At 57.4% G+C, this 21943-nt stretch carries 24 protein-coding genes; 9 read left to right on the top strand and 15 right to left on the bottom strand.

Features of this window, described 5'->3' with window-relative positions; genetic code table 11:
• Window positions 1-493: 493 nt before the first annotated feature.
• On the bottom strand, window positions 494-673 hold the full coding sequence (locus tag LKE13_RS08480) for a hypothetical protein (RefSeq protein ID WP_227950182.1): 180 nt from the start codon (window positions 671-673) through the stop codon (window positions 494-496).
• 164 nt (window positions 674-837) lie between these two features.
• Between LKE13_RS08480 and LKE13_RS08485 the strand changes: the two genes are divergently transcribed.
• The 3 genes from LKE13_RS08485 to der are packed head-to-tail and all read left to right on the top strand — an operon-like array spanning window position 838 to window position 4192.
• A complete protein-coding gene (locus tag LKE13_RS08485; RefSeq protein WP_227950184.1) occupies window positions 838-1485 on the top strand; it encodes a tetratricopeptide repeat protein in 648 nt (215 codons plus the stop codon).
• Window positions 1486-1489: 4 nt separating this feature from the next.
• Window positions 1490-2851 carry a PQQ-binding-like beta-propeller repeat protein gene (locus LKE13_RS08490; protein WP_227950186.1) on the top strand — a complete coding sequence of 454 codons (1362 nt, stop codon included), beginning with the start codon at window positions 1490-1492 and terminating at the stop codon, window positions 2849-2851.
• A gap of 3 nt (window positions 2852-2854) precedes the next feature.
• Window positions 2855-4192 carry a ribosome biogenesis GTPase Der gene (gene der / locus LKE13_RS08495; protein ID WP_227950188.1) on the top strand — a complete coding sequence of 446 codons (1338 nt, stop codon included), beginning with the start codon at window positions 2855-2857 and terminating at the stop codon, window positions 4190-4192.
• A 17-nt stretch (window positions 4193-4209) separates the two neighbouring features.
• Here der and LKE13_RS18870 read toward each other — a convergent pair whose 3' ends face one another.
• The 14 genes from LKE13_RS18870 to rpsF all read right to left on the bottom strand — a co-directional run bounded on the left by LKE13_RS18870 (window position 4210) and on the right by rpsF (window position 15999).
• On the bottom strand, window positions 4210-4449 hold the full coding sequence (locus LKE13_RS18870) for an Imm32 family immunity protein (RefSeq protein WP_415776507.1): 240 nt from the start codon (window positions 4447-4449) through the stop codon (window positions 4210-4212).
• 39 nt (window positions 4450-4488) lie between these two features.
• A complete protein-coding gene (locus tag LKE13_RS08505) occupies window positions 4489-4905 on the bottom strand; it encodes a hypothetical protein (RefSeq protein ID WP_227950193.1) in 417 nt (138 codons plus the stop codon).
• A 97-nt stretch (window positions 4906-5002) separates the two neighbouring features.
• The gene (locus LKE13_RS08510) at window positions 5003-5701 is read right to left on the bottom strand and encodes an SDR family NAD(P)-dependent oxidoreductase (protein ID WP_227950195.1); all 699 of its coding nucleotides are present in this window, start codon (window positions 5699-5701) and stop codon (window positions 5003-5005) included.
• A 24-nt stretch (window positions 5702-5725) separates the two neighbouring features.
• Window positions 5726-7198, bottom strand: coding sequence for an amidophosphoribosyltransferase (gene purF / locus LKE13_RS08515; protein WP_227950197.1), 1473 nt, complete (start codon window positions 7196-7198; stop codon window positions 5726-5728).
• Window positions 7198-7890: a CvpA family protein gene (locus tag LKE13_RS08520; protein ID WP_227950199.1), complete on the bottom strand. Its 693-nt coding sequence runs from the start codon at window positions 7888-7890 to the stop codon at window positions 7198-7200. Before LKE13_RS08520 ends, purF begins: the two co-directional genes overlap by 1 nt.
• Before the next feature lie 15 nt (window positions 7891-7905).
• On the bottom strand, window positions 7906-9288 hold the full coding sequence (gene radA, locus LKE13_RS08525) for a DNA repair protein RadA (protein WP_227950200.1): 1383 nt from the start codon (window positions 9286-9288) through the stop codon (window positions 7906-7908).
• A gap of 61 nt (window positions 9289-9349) precedes the next feature.
• Window positions 9350-10126 carry an ABC transporter ATP-binding protein gene (locus LKE13_RS08530; protein WP_227950201.1) on the bottom strand — a complete coding sequence of 259 codons (777 nt, stop codon included), beginning with the start codon at window positions 10124-10126 and terminating at the stop codon, window positions 9350-9352.
• 4 nt (window positions 10127-10130) lie between these two features.
• The gene (locus LKE13_RS08535; RefSeq protein WP_227950202.1) at window positions 10131-10907 is read right to left on the bottom strand and encodes an MlaE family ABC transporter permease; all 777 of its coding nucleotides are present in this window, start codon (window positions 10905-10907) and stop codon (window positions 10131-10133) included.
• A gap of 3 nt (window positions 10908-10910) precedes the next feature.
• Window positions 10911-12023 (bottom strand): alanine racemase, encoded by a 1113-nt coding sequence (alr, locus tag LKE13_RS08540; RefSeq protein ID WP_227950203.1) that lies wholly within the window; start codon window positions 12021-12023, stop codon window positions 10911-10913.
• A 17-nt stretch (window positions 12024-12040) separates the two neighbouring features.
• Window positions 12041-13519, bottom strand: a complete 1479-nt coding sequence (locus LKE13_RS08545; RefSeq protein ID WP_227950204.1) for a replicative DNA helicase — start codon at window positions 13517-13519, stop codon at window positions 12041-12043.
• Between the two features lie 173 nt (window positions 13520-13692).
• Window positions 13693-14319, bottom strand: a complete 627-nt coding sequence (gene rplI, locus LKE13_RS08550) for a 50S ribosomal protein L9 (protein WP_227950205.1) — start codon at window positions 14317-14319, stop codon at window positions 13693-13695.
• A complete protein-coding gene (locus LKE13_RS08555; RefSeq protein ID WP_227950206.1) occupies window positions 14319-15272 on the bottom strand; it encodes a DUF2232 domain-containing protein in 954 nt (317 codons plus the stop codon). The genes rplI and LKE13_RS08555 overlap by 1 nt, the downstream gene beginning before the upstream one ends.
• Window positions 15273-15316: 44 nt before the next feature.
• Window positions 15317-15553 carry a 30S ribosomal protein S18 gene (rpsR, locus tag LKE13_RS08560; RefSeq protein ID WP_161315505.1) on the bottom strand — a complete coding sequence of 79 codons (237 nt, stop codon included), beginning with the start codon at window positions 15551-15553 and terminating at the stop codon, window positions 15317-15319.
• Window positions 15553-15999, bottom strand: a complete 447-nt coding sequence (gene rpsF, locus LKE13_RS08565) for a 30S ribosomal protein S6 (RefSeq protein WP_227950208.1) — start codon at window positions 15997-15999, stop codon at window positions 15553-15555. The genes rpsR and rpsF overlap by 1 nt, the downstream gene beginning before the upstream one ends.
• Window positions 16000-16194: 195 nt before the next feature.
• Here rpsF and fabD point away from each other — a divergent pair, with 195 nt between their 5' ends.
• The 6 genes from fabD (at window position 16195) to LKE13_RS08595 (ending at window position 21918) form a co-directional block, all read left to right on the top strand.
• A complete protein-coding gene (gene fabD / locus LKE13_RS08570; protein ID WP_227950210.1) occupies window positions 16195-17148 on the top strand; it encodes an ACP S-malonyltransferase in 954 nt (317 codons plus the stop codon).
• A gap of 21 nt (window positions 17149-17169) precedes the next feature.
• Entirely contained in the window at window positions 17170-17907 is a 738-nt protein-coding gene (gene fabG, locus LKE13_RS08575; RefSeq protein ID WP_227950213.1) for a 3-oxoacyl-[acyl-carrier-protein] reductase, read from the top strand.
• A 181-nt stretch (window positions 17908-18088) separates the two neighbouring features.
• On the top strand, window positions 18089-18319 hold the full coding sequence (locus tag LKE13_RS08580; RefSeq protein WP_227950215.1) for an acyl carrier protein: 231 nt from the start codon (window positions 18089-18091) through the stop codon (window positions 18317-18319).
• Window positions 18320-18375: 56 nt separating this feature from the next.
• Window positions 18376-19632 (top strand): beta-ketoacyl-ACP synthase II, encoded by a 1257-nt coding sequence (fabF, locus tag LKE13_RS08585; protein WP_227950218.1) that lies wholly within the window; start codon window positions 18376-18378, stop codon window positions 19630-19632.
• Between the two features lie 21 nt (window positions 19633-19653).
• Window positions 19654-20631 carry an endolytic transglycosylase MltG gene (gene mltG / locus LKE13_RS08590; RefSeq protein ID WP_227950220.1) on the top strand — a complete coding sequence of 326 codons (978 nt, stop codon included), beginning with the start codon at window positions 19654-19656 and terminating at the stop codon, window positions 20629-20631.
• Between the two features lie 81 nt (window positions 20632-20712).
• On the top strand, window positions 20713-21918 hold the full coding sequence (locus LKE13_RS08595) for a hypothetical protein (protein ID WP_227950222.1): 1206 nt from the start codon (window positions 20713-20715) through the stop codon (window positions 21916-21918).
• The last annotated feature ends 25 nt before the right edge of the window (window positions 21919-21943 follow it).

A 21943-nucleotide genomic window follows, 5' to 3' on the forward strand; every position in this document is an offset into this window, starting at 1 on the left:
AGGACAGTTTGGATACCAAATCCCCGATATATAGCGATGTCGATGATACCAAGAAGAAGAGACCCTCTGCGAACTGGTATCGCCGGAATTGGGACGAATTTCAAGGGACGCTTTTTTTGAATGGCGCCTTGCGGATAAATAGGACGTCCTGTGCCGGATAAAAATTGATATCGTCGTGAGCGGCGAGGACCGGCGCTTATTCAAACCATGAATTTGCTTATCGGTATCCCCGTCAGTTTCTTGGACGCCCAGGTGGGACCCCTCGGACGAAATTTGCCGCGACCTCTGTTTGTCAGCCTTTCTTTTTGGCGCAAGTGGCGGCGTGCAATCGTCCGCCGCGTGTCACCGACAGGGACTTCTCCGATTGATAGATTGCCCGGCTCCCGGCCAGAGCCTTACGTCTTGATGCGGATGGGAACCGGCGTCTTTTCTTCAACCATAACCCGGATGCACTGGAGGGGGAGAGCCCCGCACCGTCCGGCCCCTCGCGCCTCTATCCGCCGCCGAAGGTCTTGTAGAGGATAGCGATGACCAGCGCCAGCGCGAGCCAGATCGCGATGTTGCGCAATAATGCCGCTTTGCCGGCGCGTCGCGTGTAGTAAAGAAAGCCCGGCAGCACCAAGAAAAGGACCGCCACCATCGCCACCAGTTGTAAAATTTGCCCTTCGCTCATGCAATTCCGTATCCGAATGGTTATATACCCCGCCATACTATATTGTTTTACGGGCGTATTCGGCCAAAATATCAAATTTTTGCCTGTGCGCGAGACAACATTTGCTTAAATTCGTCTGGCAGTTTATTTTGCACCGAATTTTGACGGCGGAACGGGAGTTATTTGTGGCCGATATTTTTAACGAAGTGGATGAGGATGTCCGCAAGGATAAATCCCTGGCGCTGTGGAAGACCTATGGAAATTATGTCATAGCCCTGGCGGTCCTGATCGTCGCGGGTACCGCGGCCTATGTCGGTTGGCAGAATTACACCCAAAGCCAGTCCCGCACCCAAGGCGCGGAGTTTGAAGCTGCAGCTGCGCTGGTGACCAGTGAAAAGCTTGGGGAAGGGGCCGCCGCCTTTGCGGGCCTCGCAGAATCGGGGAATGCCGGATATCGTCCGCTCGCCGCCCTTCGCGAAGCCGAGGCGATGATCGCGGCAGGAGAGGGGGAGAAAGCTCTCCTCGTTTATGAACAGATTGCGGCCGATAGTTCTGTCGATGCGGAATTCTCATCTCTCGCCAACCTGCTTGCAGGATATTATCTGCTTGATGCCGGAACAACGGAGCAGGTCCGCGAACGGATTGCCCCGCTGACGGAACCGGGCAGCCTTTGGAGTGCGTCTGCCAATGAATTACTCGCGCTTTCCTATATTAAGGATGGCGACAGTGCGAAGGCGAAAGAGGTTCTGGCCCTGGTCCAGAATGACGCCGCTGCGCCCGAAGATGTCAAGGCTCGGGTGACCCAGCTTCTCGCCGCGATTGAGGGTATGTAATCGGATGCTGATGCGCCCGCAGTTTGACATGATCCGGCAATTTGCGCGGCCAGCCCTTGCAGGCTCGGTGCTGCTAACGCTCTCCGCCTGCTCCTGGTTCGGCAATGATGAACCGCCGCCGCTTCCCGGCGACCGGATTTCCATCCTCTCGCTGGAACAAACGCTCGAGGCAGATGCGGGCCTCGCCGATCTGGAAGTGCGTCTTCCGGCGCCGTATGAGAATGCCAACTGGCCGCAGGCTGGCGGCATTCCGACACACGCGCTCTATCACCTTGAGCTTGGCGATAACCTGAAGGAAATCTGGCGGGTTGACATTGGCGATGGGTCGGATGATGAGAACCGCATGTTCTCCTCCCCCGTGATTGCGGCCGGCAAGGTTTATACCATGGACAGCAGCACCACCGTCACCGCCTATTCGGCGGAGGACGGCAAAAAGCTGTGGGAGAAAAACCTCACACCCGAAGATGAAGACGAGGGCAGCATTGGCGGCGGCGTAAGTTACGAATATGGCCGTGTCTTTGTCACGACGTCTTATGGTGATATTGTTTCCTTGGACGGGGAAACCGGGGAGGAACTCTGGAGAACCAGCCTCGGTGTGCCGCTCCGGGCCGCGCCAACCATTGCGGATATGCAGGTTTTTGCCATTACCTTCGATAGCCGGATTTTCGCCTTTGACGCGGCGACGGGGGAGATCAACTGGAACTTTGAGGGCGGCGTGGAAACCACCGGCCTTCTGGGAGCGGCCAGCCCGGCTTTCGCAAGTGGCACCGTCGTTGTTCCCTTCGCCAGTGGGGAGGTGTTTGCCCTTCGTGCCGCCAATGGGCAGCAGGCCTGGAGTGAACAGCTCGTTCGTCGCCGTTTTTACAGCTCGCTCACCTCGCTCACCGATATCAACGCCTTCCCCGTGATCGACCGGGGCGTCGTCTATGCTGCCAGCTATTCCGGCCGCATGATCGCCGTCGATCTCCGGTCGGGCAACCGGCTCTGGGATCAGGAGATTTCAACGCTGCAGACCCCATGGATCGCGGGCGACTTCCTGTTTGTGGTCACGACCGATGGCGATCTTGTCTGCATGTCGCGGCGCAATGGCCTGATCCGCTGGGTCCGCCCGCTGGGGAAGTATGAGGATCCGGAGGAAAAGCGCGATCTCATCATCTGGACCGGCCCGATATTGGCAAGCGACCGACTGATTCTGGTCTCGAACTATGGGGTGGCGGTCTCGGTCTCCCCCTATGACGGGAAGATCCTTGGCCAGATTGAACTCTCTGACAAGGCCTCGATCCCACCAGTGGTGGCCGGAAATACCCTTTATATCCTGACGGACAACGCCGATCTGGTGGCGTTGCGCGGCTCAAGCGAAGAATAGATTATGTCCTTTACCGTTGCGATCATTGGCCGTCCGAATGTCGGCAAGTCGACCTTGTTCAACCGTCTGGTGGGCAAGAAGCTGGCGCTTGTCGATGACACGCCCGGCGTCACCCGCGACCGTCGCGAAGGTGAGGCCAGCATCAGCAACCTGCATTTCCGCGTGATCGACACGGCGGGGCTGGAAGAAAAGTTCGACGACAGCCTGGAAGGGCGGATGCGCCGCCAGACGGAAATCGCCCTCGAAGAAGCCGATGTCGCGCTGATGCTGATCGATGCGCGCACCGGGATCACGCCGCTGGACAAGCATTTCGCAGGCTGGCTCAGAAAGTCGGAAACGCCGGTCATTCTCGTTGCCAATAAATGTGAGGGCAAGGCCGGGATGCCGGGCCTGATGGAGAGTTTCTCACTCGGACTTGGGGAGCCGATCGCGCTCTCCGCCGAGCATGGCGAGGGGCTGGCGGAGCTGTTCGACGTGCTGCTCCCGTTCGAAGATCAAGGCGGTGAGGCGGGCGAGGACGACGACGAAAAGCCCTTGCAACTCGCCATCGTCGGCCGCCCGAACGCCGGGAAATCAACCCTCGTCAATCATCTCATCGGAGAGGAACGCATGCTGACCGGGCCGGAGGCCGGAGTCACGCGCGACGCCATCGCCGTTGAGTGGAACTATGAAGGCCGCGCGATCAAGCTTGTCGATACGGCGGGCCTGCGCAAAAAGGCGCGGGTGCAGAAAAAGCTTGAAAAGCTCTCCGTTACCGACAGCCTCCGGGTGATCCGCATGGCCGAGGTGGTTGTCCTCATGGTCGATGCGGAGGAAACCTTCGAGAAGCAGGATCTCACCATCGCCGCCCATGTGATTGAGGAGGGGCGCGCCCTCGTCATCGCGGTCAATAAATGGGACACGGTGAAGGACCGGCAGGGCACGCTGAAACTCATCCGCGACCGGCTCTCTATCTCGCTGCCACAGGTGCGGGGCGTGCCGGTGGTGACTCTCTCGGCGCTCTCGGGGCGTGGGGTGGAAAAGTTGATCCCGGCGGTGCTGGAGGTCTATGAGCTCTGGAATACGCGCATCTCGACCGCGCGGCTCAATCGCTGGCTGGAGATTATGCTGGAACAGCATCCGCCGCCCATGGCCAAGGGGCGCCGCCTTAAAATCCGTTATATGACGCAGGTCAAGGCCCGCCCGCCGACCTTCTCGCTGTTTATGTCCTCACGTGGCGAACTGCCGGAAAGCTATATCCGCTATCTGATCAATGGCCTGCGGGAGGACTTCAAACTCCCTGCCGTCCCCATCCGCCTTTTCCCGCGGACGGGGAAGAATCCTTATGTGGATAAGGGGTGAGGAGCGTGGTAGGCAAGTCAAATTAATGATATTCTAAGATGATGTGCTAAATCATTTTCAGCAACATATTTGTCCTCATCGAGGTCACCCGGGCCCCAAGACGACGACATTAAATGTATGTGGTCGCCAGCTTCTTTGAGTCTGGATAACTTTGTGATTAGAGAAGCCAAACCTTCCCTATCACAATAGATTTGTACCTCGCACGGGCGACCTCTTTCGGGCTCCCGATAACTGCCGATCTCTACAGTCATTTTCATATCCAAATACCTCGGCTTGGAAAACTATTTCGCAATAGGTTAGAAATGCAGGAAAAAATAATCAGATTTTTTTCCGTCATCCAACATATCCACTTTGATATTCAATAATGTTTTCAATGCATTATATATTTTTTGAGAAGTCCAGCCAATATTGCTGGCTAGATCGTCCTTGGCAATTGTGATCCTGTCGCCATTTAATAATTTATTGTCTTTCAGGAACTCGCCAAGTTCGAGTGCGTCCTCAATATTCTTAAAATATTGAATGTCCCAGATAATGTCCTGAACCTCTTCAGATTCGTCATAATGGGGTGAGCCGTCGTCCGCCCATCCAACTTTTGCGATGATGGAGGTCTTCGATGTACCCAGAATCGCAAATCTGTTTATGTCGAAAAGAGACATAAATCGAAATAGGTGAGCGACATAACGCGATGGTACCTTTCCCTTCACTACGTCCATAGCCTTATTTTCCCTAAAGCTGATTTCTACAATAGCTATAGAGGAAACTACTATTTATAGTTGTTCAGGGTCCAGTGCAAATTAACCATCCAGTAAACTACCCCCCAAACAGCACGCCATTTTCCTCACTCAGCACGGCGTCGAGGAACATCTGCGCCTTGGTCTCGGGGAGGGGGTGGTCCTTGGGGTTTTCGGCGGGGTAGGCGACGGCGCGGAGGCGGGTGCGGGTCGGGCCGGGGTCGATCAGGTTCACTTTGACGTTCGTTTTCGCGACTTCGTGGGCGTAGGTTTTGGCAATCGTCTCAAGCGCGGCCTTACTCGCGGCATAAGCGCTCCAGAACTGCTTGTTCTCATGGGCGATGCTGGAGGTGACAAAGAGCGCGCGGCCTGCCTCGCTCTGGCGGAGCAGCGGATCGAGAGCGCGGAGCAGCCGCTGGTTCGCATGGACATTGAGCTTGAACACATCGTCCCACAGTTCCGGCACATATTGCTGCGTCGGCATCAGCTTGCCGACCATGCCCGCGTTGCCGATGAGAATATCGAGCTTTTTCCAGCGTTCATAAAGTGGCATGGCGAGGCCATCAATCGCGGCGGTATCCAGCAAATCGAGGGGGACGAGCGTCGCGCTGCCGCCCGCGTTCTGGATCTCGTCATCCACTTCCTCCAGCCCGCCGACAGAGCGCGCGACGAGGATAACATGCGCGCCATGGTGCGCAAATTTCTTCGCCACTGCCGCGCCAATGCCACTGGAGGCGCCGGTGATCAGCGCCACTTTATCTTGTAGTTTACCGGACATAAAAGCCTTCTTTAACCTGAAATATTAGTAACGCTCGGTGAGCAGGGTGAGTTCCTTATCCACGCCGCTCTCGTTATCCACGAGCTCGATCGGGTAGTCGCCGGTGAAGCAGGCATCGCAATATTGCGGCTGTTTCGGGTTGCGGCCATCTTCGCCCATCGCCTTATAGAGCCCGTCGAGGGAGATGAAGTTGAGGCTGTCCGCGCCGATAAAGGCGCACATCTCATCAAGTTCATACTGCGCGGCGAGCAGCTTCGCCCGGCTTGGCGTATCCACACCATAAAAGCAGCTATGGGTGGTTGGCGGGCTGGCGATGCGCATATGCACCTCCGTCGCGCCGGCCTCCCTCACCATCTGCACGATCTTGGTGGAGGTAGTGCCGCGGACGATACTGTCATCGACGAGAATAACCTTCTTGCCGTTGATCAGAGCGCGGTTGGCGTTATGCTTGAGCTTGACGCCGAGATGGCGGATCTGGTCCGTCGGCTCGATAAAGGTACGGCCGACATAATGGTTGCGGATGATGCCAAGATCAAAGGGGATGCCCGATTTCTCGGAATAACCGATGGCGGCGGGGGTGCCACTGTCCGGCACGGGGATCACGAGATCGGCGTCGACCGGGTTTTCCGTGGCCAACTGGCTGCCGATGGATTTACGGACGTCATAGACCGAGCGGCCCTCCACCACGCTATCGGGGCGGGAGAAATAGATATGTTCGAAAATACAGAAGCGCTTGGGCGGGGCGGAGAAGGGGAAGTGGGAACTGATCCCGCTGTCATCCACCACAACAACCTCGCCGGGGGACACATCGCGGATGAATTCCGCGCCGATGATATCGAGGGCGCAACTTTCCGAGGTCAGGATATAGGCGTTTTCGAGCTTGCCAAGGACCAGCGGGCGCACGCCGTGGGGGTCGCGCATGCCGATCATCTTCTTGCTGGTCAGCGCGACCAGGGAATAGGCGCCGGTGATTTTCGACATCGCATCGACCAGGCAATCGACAATGCGGGTTTTCTTGCTGTTGGCGACGAGATGGATGATGACTTCTGTGTCCATGGTCGACTGGAAGATACTACCCTCCAGGACGAGGCGGCGATGCAGGGTAGAGGCGTTGGTGAGGTTGCCGTTATGGGCCACGGCGAGGCCGCCATTGGCGAGATCGGCGAAGATTGGCTGGACGTTGCGAAGGACGGTGCCGCCTGTCGTGGCGTAGCGGTTATGGCCGAGGGCGGTGCTGCCCTTCAGGCTGTTGATCACTTCCTCGGTCGAGAAATTATCGCCGACCTTGCCCATCGCCTTGTGGGAATGGAAATGCTTGCCGTCATGGCTGACAATCCCGGCGGCTTCCTGGCCGCGATGTTGCAGCGCATGGAGGCCAAGGGCGGCAAGGGCCGCCGCCTCCGGATGGCCGTAAATTCCGAATACCCCGCATTCCTCATGCAGCTTGTCATCGTCAAACGGATTGCACGAAACGTGGTCGGCGGAAGTCTCAGTCATTAGGGTTTTTCCTGTGAGCTCTTGGTTAGGTTTTCCATCTGCTGTCTGGCCTTGTCATCATAGCCCTTGTCGAGGAGATTCTTGGCCCCATCGACACCGTCTTTCAGCCCGTCCTTTACGCCGTCGGGCAGTTCTTCATATTTCTCTTTCAGGCGATCCATGGTGTCCTTGTCGCTTTCCTTCGAAATATTCAGGTTCTCCTGCATATCCGGTGGCAACAGTCGGGCTATAAACTCGCCGCTGCCCTCAATAATCGGCAGCATCCTCGCCTGCAATACCCAGTCGGGCCGGTCCTTCTCGGGGATGAACTGAACAAAAATCAGCCAGGCTATCCCGAGCAGTATGGCACCGCGTGCGATGCCGAAAAAAATACCGAGCGAGCGATCCAGCGCTCCAAGGCTCGACGCCTTGACCTTTTCCGATATTGCATGGCTGATATAGGACAAAATGACGAGAGAGAGAATAAAAATCACCGCCCCGGTCAAAATATCTGCAATCAAGAGGTTCAGAATGAACTCCCGCGCGATCGGTTGCAGCAGCGGGAAGAGGTAAAGACTAAGGAAAACCGCGCCGACCCAGCCCGCCACCGAAAGCGTTTCCTTTACGAAACCACGGACGAAACCGAAGATTGCCGAGATCAGCAGGATCACCAGTATAACGGCATCGGCGCCTTGGATGGGCATGTTTTCCATGGGTACTCCTACTCTCTATACTGCCCGGGTCATCGGCTTTGTCTCCGTGAAGAGCGAGACGATTTCCCGTAAATGCTCAATTTCAATAATCTTCATGGACCCGCTTTTCACCTTGCTGCCCGCCGGGATGATGGCGGTGGTGAAGCCGAGTTTCGCGGCCTCCTTCAACCGGGCATCAGTCTGGCCGACGGGTCTTACCTCCCCGGAAAGGCCGATTTCCCCCAGAAAGAGACTGCCCGGTGGCACCGGAATATCGGAGACGGAAGAGACAAGTGCCGCTGCGACGGCCAGATCCGCCGCGGGTTCCTGCACCCGCAACCCCCCGGCGACATTGAGATACACCTCGCTGCCTGAAAAGGAAAGGTCGCAGCGCGTATCCAGCACGGCGAGGATCATGGCGAGGCGGGCGTTATCCCATCCGACGACGGCGCGGCGCGGGGTGGCCTGCGCTGTGGCGGCGACCAGCCCTTGAATTTCAACGAGGAGAGGGCGGGTGCCTTCCATCCCGGCAAAGACAGAGGCGCCGCTAATTGTCTTGTCAGGACTGCTGATGAAGAGGGATGAAGGGTTGGCTACCTCCTTCAATCCCGCATCTGACATTTCGAACACGCCAATTTCATCCGTTGCGCCGAAGCGATTCTTCACTGCGCGCAAAATCCGGAACTGATGGCCGCGGTCGCCTTCGAAGTAAAGCACCGTATCAACCATATGCTCCAGCACGCGGGGGCCGGCGATCTGTCCGTCCTTGGTGACATGGCCAACTAATATAACGCTGGTGCCGGTTTTTCGCGCCAACCGGATCAGTTCCTGTGCGGAGGCCCGGACTTGTGCCACCGTTCCCGGCGCACTCGGCAGGTTGTCGGCAAAGACGGTCTGAATCGAATCGATGACCAGAAGTTTCGGCACCGGGCTCGTCTTTTCGACGCTGGTGATAATATCGCGGATCGAGTTGGCGGAGGCAAGCTGCACCGGTGCCTCCGCAAGGCCGAGCCGTTGGGCGCGCATGGAGATTTGCTGCGTTGCCTCCTCCCCGGAGATGTAAATACAGGGCGCGCCCGCCATAGCCATCTTCGCGACCGCCTGAAGCAGCAACGTTGATTTGCCGATACCGGGATCGCCGCCGATCAGGATGGAGGAGCCCGGAACGAAGCCGCCGCCCAGCACCCGGTCCAACTCCCCGATATGGCTGATGGAGCGTTTATATTCGGAGATATCCGCATTGAGCGCGGTGAAGGTGAGGTCGCGCCCCTTGCCGGTGGTCAGCCCACTCGGCACCGCGACATCGGCGGTGCTTTGAAGCAGCGAATTCCATTCTCCGCAGGAATCGCAGCGTCCCTGCCATTTGCGATAGGTTTCGCCGCAGCTCTGACAGGTGAATTGTTCGCTGGGTCGCGCCATTCAGCTTTCCGTTTAAATCTGTTTCGGTCGCCGTCGTAAAAATGGCGGCTTGCCCTGAAAGTCAGGGTTTTAAAATATCCAGTTTGATCGGTCCATCCACATCGCCATGGACAAATTGCTCCACATAAGGGTCGCCGCAGGTATGAATCTCCGAGGCGAGACCCGCCCAAACCACATTCCCCTTATAAAGGAGGGCGATGCGGTCTGCAATTTTTTGCGCGCTCTCCATATCGTGGGAAATGGTGAGTGTCGTCGCCCCGAGATCCTGCGTACAATCGCGGATCAGGTTATCGATCACATCGCCCATGATCGGATCGAGGCCGGTCGTCGGTTCATCGAAGAAGATAATTTCCGGTTCCGCCGCGATGGCCCGCGCGAGGCCGACGCGTTTTTGCATACCAACGGAAAGTTCCGCCGGGGTCTTGTCCGCGAGATCGGGGCCGAGACCCACAAGGGCGAGCTTCTCGATCGCGATGACCTTCGCCTCTTTGCGCTTCATGCCATGGGCCTGGATCAGGCCGAAGGCGACATTCTCCCATACGGTCAGGCTGTCGAACAGGGCGGCATACTGGAACAGCATCCCGGTTTTGAGCAAAATCTGCTCGCGCTTATGGCCGCTGGAATTGGTGATGTCCTCCCCATCGATGAGAATTTCGCCGCTTTCGGGTTTCAAAAGCCCGAGAATGCATTTCAGCATGACTGATTTCCCGGTGCCGGACCCGCCGATCACCACCAGCGATTCCCCTTTGGCAACGGAGAGGTTGAGGTTATCGAGAATGACCTTCTTACCGAAGGACTTGCAGACGTTGCGAAGCTCGATTTTCGGCGTTTCGCTCATGACCTCAATCGATCAGCAGGACGGTAAGGAAATAGTCGCTGATCAAGATCAGCACGAAGGAGGAGACAACCGCATTTGTCGTCGCTTTACCCACGCCTTGCGCGCCGCCAGTGGAGTTAAAGCCATGATAGCAGCCCATCAGTGTGACGATAAAGCCGAACACGCTGGCCTTGATCAGGCCAGACACCACGTCGCGGATTTCGAGGAATTCAAAGGTGTTGTTAAGATAGTTGCTGGCATTGAAGCCGAGCTTTTCCGTCGCCACCAGAAAGCCGCCCGAGACACCGATGATATCGCCGATCAGCACGAGGAAGGGGAGCGTTACCAGCCCGGCGATTAGCCGCGGCGCGACGAGATATTTAAACGGGTTGGTGGAGAGGGTGACAAGGGCGTCGATCTGCTCCGTTACCCGCATGGTGCCAATCTCGGCGGCGATGGCCGCGCCAACACGGCCCGCGATCATCAAGCCGGACAGCACCGGCGCCAGTTCGCGGGTCAGGCCGATGACAACGATGGTCGCGACGGCACTCTCCGCATTGAAGCGTGAGGAACCAACATAAATTTGCAGCGCCAGCACCATCCCGGTGAACAGCGCCGTCATCCCCACAACGGGGAGGGAGTAATAGCCGATATCCATCATCTGCTTGCCGAGCAGGCGGAGATAATAGGGCGGCACGATGCAATGACGCAGGCTATGGGCGGTGAAGATAGCGATCCGGCCGACCGCCGCCATGAAGGACAAAAAGACCCGCCCGATTGTGGCTAGAAAATTCTTTTCCATCCCCTAAACCGCCGCGTCCAGATACTCACGGTAATAGCGGCTGCCGAGAGAGGTCAGGATTTCGTACGGGATTGTTTCCGCATGGGCGGCCACTTCATCAAGCGGAACCGCGCCGCCGATCAGATCGACAAAGGCGCCGGGCGCACAGTCACCCTCGGGAACCTTACTGACATCGACGGTGATTATATCCATGGAAACGCGCCCTACTACTGGAACCTTGATATTCTTAACCGCACATTCAGCCTTATTACCCAGGGCGCGGAAATAGCCGTCTGCGTAACCCACCGAAACGGTCGCAATCCGGCTTGATCCTTCAGTTCGGAATGACGCACCATAGCCAACGGGAATTTCGCTGTCAACGTCCTGCACCTGCAGGATGCGCCCGCGTAACCGCACCACTTCATGCATCGGATTGGGACCGCCCGCATGGGGGTTGCCGCCAAAAAGCGCGATGCCGGGTCGGACCATGTCGAAATGGAAATCAGGCCCTAAAAATATCCCGGCGGAATTGGCGAACGAGACCGGCGTCTCGCGCAAAGCTTTGGGCAGGATGGTTCGGAAAAAGAGAAGCTTTTCAAGCTGTTCGCGGTTCATCGGATCGCTGGGGACATCGCCACAGGAAAGATGGCTCATAACGAAGTCAATCTTGATATGATCGAGGAGGTCCGGTGTCGCCGCCAGCTCCCTGATTTCCGCTTCCAGCAAGCCGAGCCGCGTCATCCCTGTATCCAGATGGAGAAGGGCATGCAAACCGCCGCGCGTTTTCGCAAAGTTCGCCCATTGCCGAATGTCATGCAGGGAATTGAGGACAGGAACGAGGTTATATTCCAGGTATATTTCCTCGGTCTCGGGCAGTATGCCGCCAAGAATATGGATGGTCGCGTCGGGCAGCAGTTTTCTGAGCGTCACGCCTTCGCCGGGCAGGGCGACGAAAAAGCGGCGGCATCCCGCGGCATAGAGCGCCGGGCCGACCTGTTCGATCCCAAGACCATAGGCATTTGCCTTGACCGACGCCGCACATTCGGCGGGCGCGGCCTGATCCGCGAGCAATCGGTAATTTTCTTTCAGGGCACCCAGGTTAATCGTCAGATGCGCCCCCGCCAATTTACGCTCCATACACGCTACGCTCCCACCTAATGATGTTCCGGCAGATACTCGTCGGAGACATAGTCGCCAAAGCGGGTGAACTCGGGCTTGAAATGCAGCTTGATGATGCCGATTGGGCCATGACGCTGCTTGCCGATGATGACTTCTGCGAGGTTGTGCAGCCGGGACATGCGTTCCTGCCAGTCGGCATGCTCGGGCGTGCCTTCCGACGGCGCCTTGCGTTCCTCGTAATAGCCTTCGCGATAGACGAACATGACCACGTCGGCGTCCTGCTCGATCGAGCCGGATTCGCGCAAATCCGACAGCTGAGGGCGCTTGTCATCGCGGTTCTCGACCTGTCTAGACAACTGCGACAAGGCGATCACGGGAATATCGAGTTCCTTGGCGATCGCTTTCAGGCCCTGCGTCACCTCGGATATTTCCTGCACCCGGTTATCGGAGCGGCGGCCGGAGCCTTTCATGAGCTGTAAATAGTCGACCACGACCAGGCCGAGGCCGTGGCTTCGCTTCAACCGCCGTGCCCGGGTCCGGAGTGCGGCGATGGAAAGGGCAGGCGTATCGTCAATATAAAGCGGCAGTTCCGAGAGGCGCGCCGTTTCCGGCACCAGCCTGTTGGCGAACTCCTCATCAGTCAGGTCACCGCGCCGGAGTTTCTCGGAGCTGATCTCGGTCGCTTCTGCAAGGACACGGCCGACGAGCTGCTCGGCGGACATTTCAAGAGAGAAGAAGCCGACGACCGCGCCCTCTTCGCCGCCACTCGCGTGATAGGCCTTCGCCGCGTTATAGGCGATATTGGTGGCCAGCGACGTTTTCCCCATGGAGGGACGTCCGGCAAGGATGAGAAGGTCGGACTTATGGAGACCGCCGAGCTTGCCGTCCATGTCTTTCAGGCCCGTCGTCACGCCAACAAGATTACCCTCGCGCTGGAAGGCCTCTTCGATGGATTTGAGGGCCTCGTCCACCGCCAGGCGGATGGGCATCAGGGCGCCTTCATGCGCACCGTTTTCCGCGAGGGAGAAGAGTTTCTGCTCCGCATTCTCGATCTGCGACTGGGAAGTTTCTTCCAAATCCGAATCATAGGCAGTGTTGACGATTTCTTCGCCCAGCAGGATCAATTCCCGCCGCATGGCCAGGTCGTAGATCAGCCGACCATAGTTTTCCGCATTGATGATGGTGGTGGCGGAGGCCGCGAGGCGGGCCAGATACTGCGACCCACCAATATCGGCAAGGCCTTCGTCGCGGTCGAAATAGGATTTAAGCGTGACCGGATCGGCGATTTCCCCGCGCTCGATCAGCAAGGTGGCGGCATCATAAATGCGCCGGTGTACATCTTCGGCAAAATGCTCGGCCTTCAGGAAGCCGGAAACTTTTGAGGCGGCATCGTTATTGACAAGGATCGCGCCGAGCAGATCCTGCTCCGCCTCAATATTATGCGGGGCCGCGCGGTAGGCCGGGCCGGATTTATCCTCGTCAGGACGGTCGTCATTAAGCGATACGGTTTCCATTTTTCAATGTTATCACATGCGATTTTTTATATCCAATCGCATTCTGGAAAGAGAGCGGACGCCGGGGAAAAAATATGTGGATAACGATTATTCACAGCCTGTGAACTTCGGGGATAAAAAAAACGGCGCCGCGATGGCACCGTTTTTCTAGTGTCGTAAAAAGGGGAGGCGGGTTACGCGTCGTCCTTGGTTTCTTCTGCATCAACATCGACGCCGGCAGCAACCTGCTCAAGTTCTTCAACATCCACATCAGCGGTGGATTCGAAAACATTGACAACCGCTTCGTCGCGACCATCGAGCTTGGCTTCGGCAGCTTCCTCAACAGATTCGCCGCGGGCCTGAATTTCCGCTTCCTCTTCAGAGCGGGCAATGTTGACCGTGACCGAGACAGCGACTTCCGGATGCAGACGCACCTTGATGTCGTGCAGGCCGAGGGTTTTCAGGACCATGTCCAGCTCGATCTGCTTGCGGGTTACGGTGAAGCCAGCCTCGGTGACCGCCTTGGCGATATCCTGCGTGCTGACAGAGCCGTACAGCTGCTGGGATTCGGAGGCGGCCCGGATCAGGACAACGGCTTCGCCGTTGAGCTTCTCGCCGACTTTTTCCGCTTCTTCGCGGCGTTTCAGATTGTCCGCTTCGAGCTGGGCCCGCTGTGCTTCGAAAACCGAGAGATTTTCCTTGCTCGCCCGGAGCGCCTTTTTCTGCGGCAACAGGTAATTGCGGGCATAACCGTTTTTGACCGAAACGACGTCCCCCATCTGACCGAGTTTCTCAATTCTTTCCAGTAATACTACTTCCATCAGTCTTCCTCCTGGCGGGGGGCGGGCGCAAAGCGACGCCTGAACCCGACCCAATTTTCCATCAGCCCCAATATTGTGATTATCAGGGCCAGCCATAACATCATAACCGTCGCCACATAAATTGCGCCCAGAATAAACGGGCGGCCGTTCCATCTATGTGACACCACATGGATGACTGCCATTCCCTGCAGGAAGAACAGTATCTCCAGCGTGATCACTACGGCCCCCAGCAGCGGCAGGCTCGCGTCGAGAATGACGCTTAACGCAGTCGCTGCGATGAAGGCCAGCGCCAACCAGTTGGGTAGCGCCATCTTCGTCAGTTCCGGTGTCGGCCGGAGGTTCCTGTTGAAGCGGACCAGAAGCCCTTGGGCCAGACAGCCGCTTAACAGAATAAACATTCCCCACATCGGGCCCATAAACTGCGGCAACATCGCCACAAATTCAACGCCAGTCAGTGCCGGGGCGACACCTTGTATTTCCGTCATCTGCACCAGCATCTGATCGAACCCCTCGATCAGCCCCTGCCGCAGCGCATCGTCCCATTGGAGCAGGCCCATGGCCAGCAACGTCAGTCCGATGCAGATACCCGCCCACCACATCAACAGGCGGTCGGCGGGGTACCAGTATTTTACGCCGTCACTCTCTTGCCAGAGCAGCGCCTGACGAACCAGCAGGACCACCGGAATTCCGGAAACCGCCGCATAGGCAAGCGCAAAGTCCATGTTGATCGCAAAGGCGGCGACCACCACACTGGTGAGGACGGAGATAACGGCGCTTCTAACGCCAAATCCCAGCCCGGACACAAACAGCGGGACCAGTGACAATATCCAGAAGATCAGGGTCTGCAGCGCCGTCCCTAACGTGGTGCCGCCCGCATTTCCAACGATGGAAAGCATGACGAGCGCCGTGTTCAGAACGCCGAGCGCAACGGCAACTGCCAGTTCCTTGACCATTGTCTATCATACGGGGTCGGCAAAAACGCGCCGTCCCCGGCTTTCTATTTTACAAGAAACGGCAATAGCGCGAGGTTTCTTGCCCGTTTGATGGCCGTGGCCAGTTCGCGCTGTTTCTTTGCAGAAACGGCGGTGATCCGGCTTGGCATGATTTTTCCGCGCTCTGAAACATAGCGCTGCAGAAGTTTGACATCTTTATAGTCGATCTTCGGCGCGCCGTCTCCCGTGAACGGGCAGGTTTTGCGGCGGCGGAAAAACGGGCGGCGTTGTGCGTCAGCCATTATTCTTCCCCTTCGTCAGTTTTATCTTCAGTTTTATCTGCGGCGTCGTCCTCATCAGAGGATTTTGCAGCAGGCTTGCTGTCGGCATCATCATCAGAATCACGACGGCGTTCCGGACGGGCGCTGCGGCTCTGCAGCATCACGCTGTCGCCTTCTTCCAGCTCTTCGACCTTGATGGTCATGTGGCGCAGCACGTCTTCATTCAGAAGCAGGTTGCGTTCCATTTCCTTCATGGCATCGACCGGAGTGTCGAGGTTGAGGAGAACGTAATGGCCCTTACGGTTTTTCTTGATTTTGTAAGCAAGATTGCGAAGGCCCCAGTTTTCGACCTTGGCGACGGTTCCGCCACCATCGGTGATAAAGCTGGACATATTTTCGGTCAGTGTTTCCACCTGCTGGGTGGAGATATCCTGACGTGCAATAATAACTGTCTCATAGAGAGGCATATATAAAGCTCCTTATGGCTCTTGGGTGTCTGGAGTTACGACATGTAACCGAACAGACTTAGCCGACCTCCGTCGGCAAGGAGTATTGAGGCGGCGGACTATACAGATTTTACCGCTATATGCAAGTGGGCTTGACAGGAAATTTTGCTGCAATATGACTGTGGCAGTAACTTGATCAGAATTGGACCCAAAATCATGACACGTGCATTTGTATTTCCCGGCCAGGGCAGCCAGGCTGTCGGTATGGGGCAGGAGCTGGCGCAGAGCCACGCCGCTGCCCGCGAAGTCTTCGAAGAGGTGGATGAGGCCCTGGGCCAGAATCTCAGCCGGTTAATGTTCGAAGGCCCGATCGAGGAGCTGACCCTGACTGAGAATGCACAACCCGCCCTGATGGCGGTCAGCATGGCGGTGGTCCGCATCCTGGAAAAAGACGGCAATATGGATTTCGCCAAAACCGCCAAATATGTCGCTGGCCATTCGCTGGGTGAATATTCCGCCCTGACGGCTGCGGGGGCGCTGGATCTCTCGGATGCAGCGCGATTGCTGAAAGCCCGCGGGCAGGCGATGCAGCAGGCGGTGCCGGTTGGCGTTGGCGCGATGGCCGCGCTGCTTGGTCTTAATATCGAGCCGGTCGAGGAAGTCGTCGCGGAAGCGCGCGAAAAGGCGGCTCCCGGAGAGGTTGTCGCCGCCGCCAATGATAATGCGGACGGGCAGGTGGTTCTCTCCGGTCATAAGGGCGCGGTCGAGGTCGCCATCGAGATTGCAAAGGAAAAGGGTGCGAAGAAGGCGATGCTGCTCCCCGTGAGTGCGCCATTCCATTGTCCGCTGATGCAGCCCGCCGCCGACGAGATGGCGGAACGTCTGAAAGAGGTGGTGATTGCGCCGCCGCGTGTCCCACTGATTGCCAATGTCACCGCGAGCGAGGTGAGTGATCCCGATACCATCCGCCGTTTGCTGGTGGAACAGGTGACGGGGCGGGTGCGCTGGCGCGAGAGTGTCCTTTATATGGGTGAGCAGGGGGTTTCCGAGCTGGTGGAGCTTGGCGCAGGCAAGATCCTGACCGGCATGGTCCGGCGGATCAATCGCGAGATGACCGGCTCTGCCGTTGGAACGCCAGCGGATATCGACGCCTTTTTGGCGAAACTCTAGGGGAAGCGGGAGTAGAAAAGAATGTTTGATCTTACAGGAAAATGTGCGCTGGTCACCGGCGCATCCGGTGGTCTTGGGGCGGTAATCGCACGGGACCTGCATGCGCAGGGTGCGACAGTGGCCCTTTCCGGCACGCGGGAGGATGCGCTGAATGTGGTGGCGGCGCAGCTTAAAGACCGCGTTCATGTGCTGCCGTGCAATCTCTCCGACATGGAGGCGGTTGATGGCTTGATCAAGCAGGCCGAAGAGGCGATGGGCCAGGTCGATATCCTGGTTAATAACGCAGGCCTTACCCGTGATGGCCTTGCCATGCGGATGAAGGACGAGGACTGGGATCTGGTGATGGATGTCAATCTGAAAGCGGCATTCAAGCTGTCGTGCAATGCCCTGCGCGGCATGATGAAGCGGCGCTTCGGGCGGATTATCGGCATTACCTCCATCGTCGGGGTGACGGGCAATCCGGGCCAGATGAACTACGCCGCCTCGAAAGCAGGGATGATCGGCATGTCGAAGTCCCTCGCGCAGGAAGTGGCGACGCGTGGTATCACGGTGAATTGTGTGGCCCCCGGCTTTATTGAGACGGCAATGACGGATGCGCTTCCCGATGCCCAGAAAGAGGCGCTTTTGACGGCTGTTCCCGCCGGAAAACTGGGTGACCCCGCCGATATCTCGGCCGCCGTGGTTTATCTATCGTCGGACGAGGCGGCCTATATGACCGGCCAGACGCTGCATGTGAACGGCGGCATGGCAATGATTTGATTACGGTGGCAAGGCCCCCATATAAAAATCAAATCACGGTGAGGTTTTCTTTGCAAGATGATCAAAGTATGTTAGGAAACCGCACCAAATTGACCGCCAATGGTGCTTGAATTTTTAGTACCTTGGGGGTAAGGAAAGAGCACATACTTTTTGAACTGTCGGATTTTCTAAGGATACAGATATGAGTGATATCGCAGGGCGCGTTAAAAAAATCGTCGTTGAGCATCTCGGAGTAGATGAAGGCAAAGTAACAGACGAAGCAAGCTTCATTGACGATCTGGGCGCAGACAGCCTGGATACGGTTGAACTTGTTATGGCGTTTGAAGAAGAGTTCGGTATTGAAATTCCGGACGATGCCGCTGAAAAAATTCTGACAGTAAAAGACGCCATCACGCATATCGACGCTGCGTAACTGGTCGGGGCCGATGGCCCCGAACTTCTTTTCCTGAAACTAACAGTGGGTGACGCATGCGACGAGTGGTGGTAACCGGATTGGGGCTTGTGACCCCGCTGGCGAACGGAGTTAGGCCGACTTGGAAGAAGCTGATAGCCGGTGAATCTGGGGCAGCGATGCTCACCAAGATCGACACGACGGATTTGCCTGTTCGCTACGGCTGCGAAGTGCCGATCGATCCCGATCAACCGGATTCTTTTATCGCGGACGACTATCTGGCGCCGAAAGAGCAGCGGAAAGTCGACAGCTTTATCCAGTTCGGAATTGCCGCCGCAGATGAGGCAATTGCGGACAGCGGATGGAAGCCACAAACGGAAGAAGAATTCTGCCGCACCGGTGTGACCATCGGTTCCGGTATCGGCGGTCTACCTTCGATCGAGGCGAATGCCATCATCCTCCATGAACGCGGACCCCGGCGCATCGGACCATTCTTTATTCCCGGCGCGCTGATCAATCTGGTCTCTGGTCAGGTTTCTATCCGTCATGGCTATAAAGGCCCGAACCATGCGGTTGTTACCGCCTGTTCCACCGGTGCCCATGCCATTGGCGATGCGGCGCGGATGATTGCCGATGACGATGCCGACGTCATGGTGGCGGGCGGTGCGGAAGGCGCGATCTGCCGCCTCGGTATTTCCGGTTTTGCCTCCGCCAAGGCGCTCTCCAGTTCCTTCCATGACACGCCGGAAACGGCCTCTCGCCCCTATGACAAGAGCCGCGACGGCTTCGTGATGGGAGAGGGCGCGGGCGTTGTTGTTGTCGAAGAATATGAGCATGCCAAAAAGCGCGGCGCGAAAATCTACGCCGAAGTGCTGGGCTATGGCCTCTCCGGCGATGCTTACCATATCACCGCACCATCCTCCGATGGCGACGGCGGGTATCGCGCAATGCAGATGGCTCTTCGCAAATCCGGCCTGAATGTTGAAGATATCGATTATGTCAACGCGCATGGCACCTCCACCATGGCGGACTTTATCGAAGTCGGCGCGGTGGAACGCCTGCTCGGCGCGCGTGCGAAGAATGTCGCCATGTCTTCCACAAAATCTGCGATTGGCCATCTGCTCGGTGCGGCGGGTGGTGTTGAGGCGATCTTCTCCATCCTCGCGATGAATGAAGGGATTGTCCCGCCGACGATCAACCTGAACGACCCGGCGGAAGACTGCGAGATCGATCTTGTGCCGAACAAGGCGCAGGAACGTAAAGTTGATGCGGTTCTTTCCAACTCCTTCGGATTTGGCGGCACCAACGCCTGCCTCGTCATGAAGCGCGTCTGACCCGGCTCGGGTGCGGATGCGATGAGGCCAGTCCTTTATACCCTGATTGCGCTTATCGTTGGCGCGGGCCTCGCCCTCGGCGGGGCGCTGGGCTATGGCTGGCATCTTTTCAAGTCGCCTGGGCCGCTGGAAACGGAGACCGTCTATGTCCTTAAAAAGGGAACAGGTCTTCGTGCGCTGGCCACGGAACTTGAGAAAAATTCCATTATAAATAATGAATTGTCGTTCATTCTTGGTGTAAGAATTGAAGAAAATGCGGCGCGGCTTCAGGCTGGGGAATATCTTGTTCCGGCCGCGATTTCCGGCATTGACCTGATGGCGCTGTTTGTCTCGGGCAAGGTGATCGAGCGACGGCTGACAATCCCCGAAGGCCTGCAAAGCCGCGAGATAAAAGCGCTGGTTGAGGCCGCACCTGGGCTTGAGGGGGAGATTACGCGGGAGATGCCCGAAGGGGCGTTCCTGCCTGAGACTTACCAATATCGCCTTGGGGATAGCCGGGATGAACTGGTTGGGCGCATGGCGGCGGCGATGCAAGGGGCGATTGCGTCGGTCATCGCGACAACACCGCTTCCGAAGGAAATAAAAACCCCGGAAGATCTGGTCATACTTGCCTCCATCGTCGAGAAGGAAACCGCAGTTCCCGAAGAGCGGCCGCGCGTCGCCGGGGTGTTTCTCAATCGATTGCGTAAGGGGATGATGCTGCAATCGGACCCAACAGTGGTCTATGGTGTCACGCTGGGCAAGCGCGATCTTGGTCGTCCGCTCAGTAAGAAGGATCTCGCCACCCCGACTGAGTATAACACCTATCAGATGATGGGGCTGCCCAAGGGGCCGATTGCCAATCCGGGTCTTGAAAGCCTGAGCGCCGTATTACAGCCCGAAGAGACGAAGTTCCTCTATTTCGTGGCTGACGGGACGGGCGGGCATGCTTTTTCCACCACGTTGGACGGGCATAACGACAATGTCCGCAAATGGCGCAAGCTCAACAAAAACAAGTAAAACCTCTCCACCGCCTGATTTGACACAAATAATCGCTGCCAGACGTCATTGCCGAAAATGATTAGGTAAGGAGCGGGCCCCATGGCGGTGAGTACGGATACGATACAGACGTTGCTCCGGCAGCGTCAGGACCTGCGGGAGGCCCTGCTTAACTTGCGTAAAGAGATTGCGACTCTCGATGCCTCCTCCCTTGATCTGGTGAACAAGAATATAAAGACCTCCGCCCCGCCGACTGTGGCGGCTCAGCCCGCGCCCTCGCTTGCAGTCAAACCTGCTGCCGCGGAAATTCCGTCCAAGGAGACGCCTGAACCGCCGTCTGAGCCTGAACAACAAACCGGAACGGTGGCTCCCGCGTTGGAAAAAAATACGATATCGCCAGAGGCCCCGACCCGCAAGGAGCCTGTGTTGACGGCGCCAACTGCCGCGCCACAAAAGAAGCCTGAGGCTACACCGAAGCTGGCGACGGATGAGGATCAGCAATCTGCCCCGAAAGAAGAGGCCAAAAAGGAGTCGGCCGAAAAATCGGATGTGCCCGACGATCCGCCAAAGGAAGAAGAGGGGGATCACGATGATCTAACGGAGTTGTTGGAAAAGGCGCGGGCTTTATCGGACTATTTGCTCGATCACCCATCCAAACTCCCTGCGGCGGAGCTGGGGGCGCTTGATGCCGCCATCACGGTGAGTGAGGCGGCCAATACCCCGGCGGAGAAGAAAGCCTGCTATCATACTTTGCAGGCGGCCTATCGCAAGATATCGGCGGCAACTTTTGCGGCCTCCGGCATAAGTGGCACAACACTGCAGGATAGCGCGGCGGGGGCACCGCTCCTCTGGACGATCCCTTTTGCAATTTCCCTCCTGATCCTTATCGTCTTTCCGCTTTTGCTGCTCGCCCGGCATCTGATCGGGGAGATGTTCACCAATGATTTCGCCGTCGACCTCATCTGGTCCTTCGGGCTTGCCGCCGCTTTTCTCTGGGGCGTGGTGGGGGCGCTTACGTTGCTCGCGCTTAATATCGCGCGGTTGGTGTATCGCCGCCGCTTCGATGGCGGGGGGCGAAGATCACCCGCCTTGCGCGGCGCTCTTGGTGGGCTGATCGGGGCGGTGGCGTTCATGATCGCCGAGGTTTGGCTCCCCATGAGTGACGCGACGGCAGATTTCGCCCTTGATGCGATTGCCTTTGCGGGTGGGATGCTTTCCGCGATCCTGTTCGTTGCCTTGCAACGGATGATCAATGCCATCACGGGCTGGATTGAACCCGCGACACCCGTCAAGATCGTTAAAAAATAGCGCCGCGCGCTTGTCGCCTCCCGCG

The organism is Sneathiella sp. HT1-7 (assembly GCF_020731145.1).
Lineage (GTDB): Bacteria > Pseudomonadota > Alphaproteobacteria > Sneathiellales > Sneathiellaceae > Sneathiella.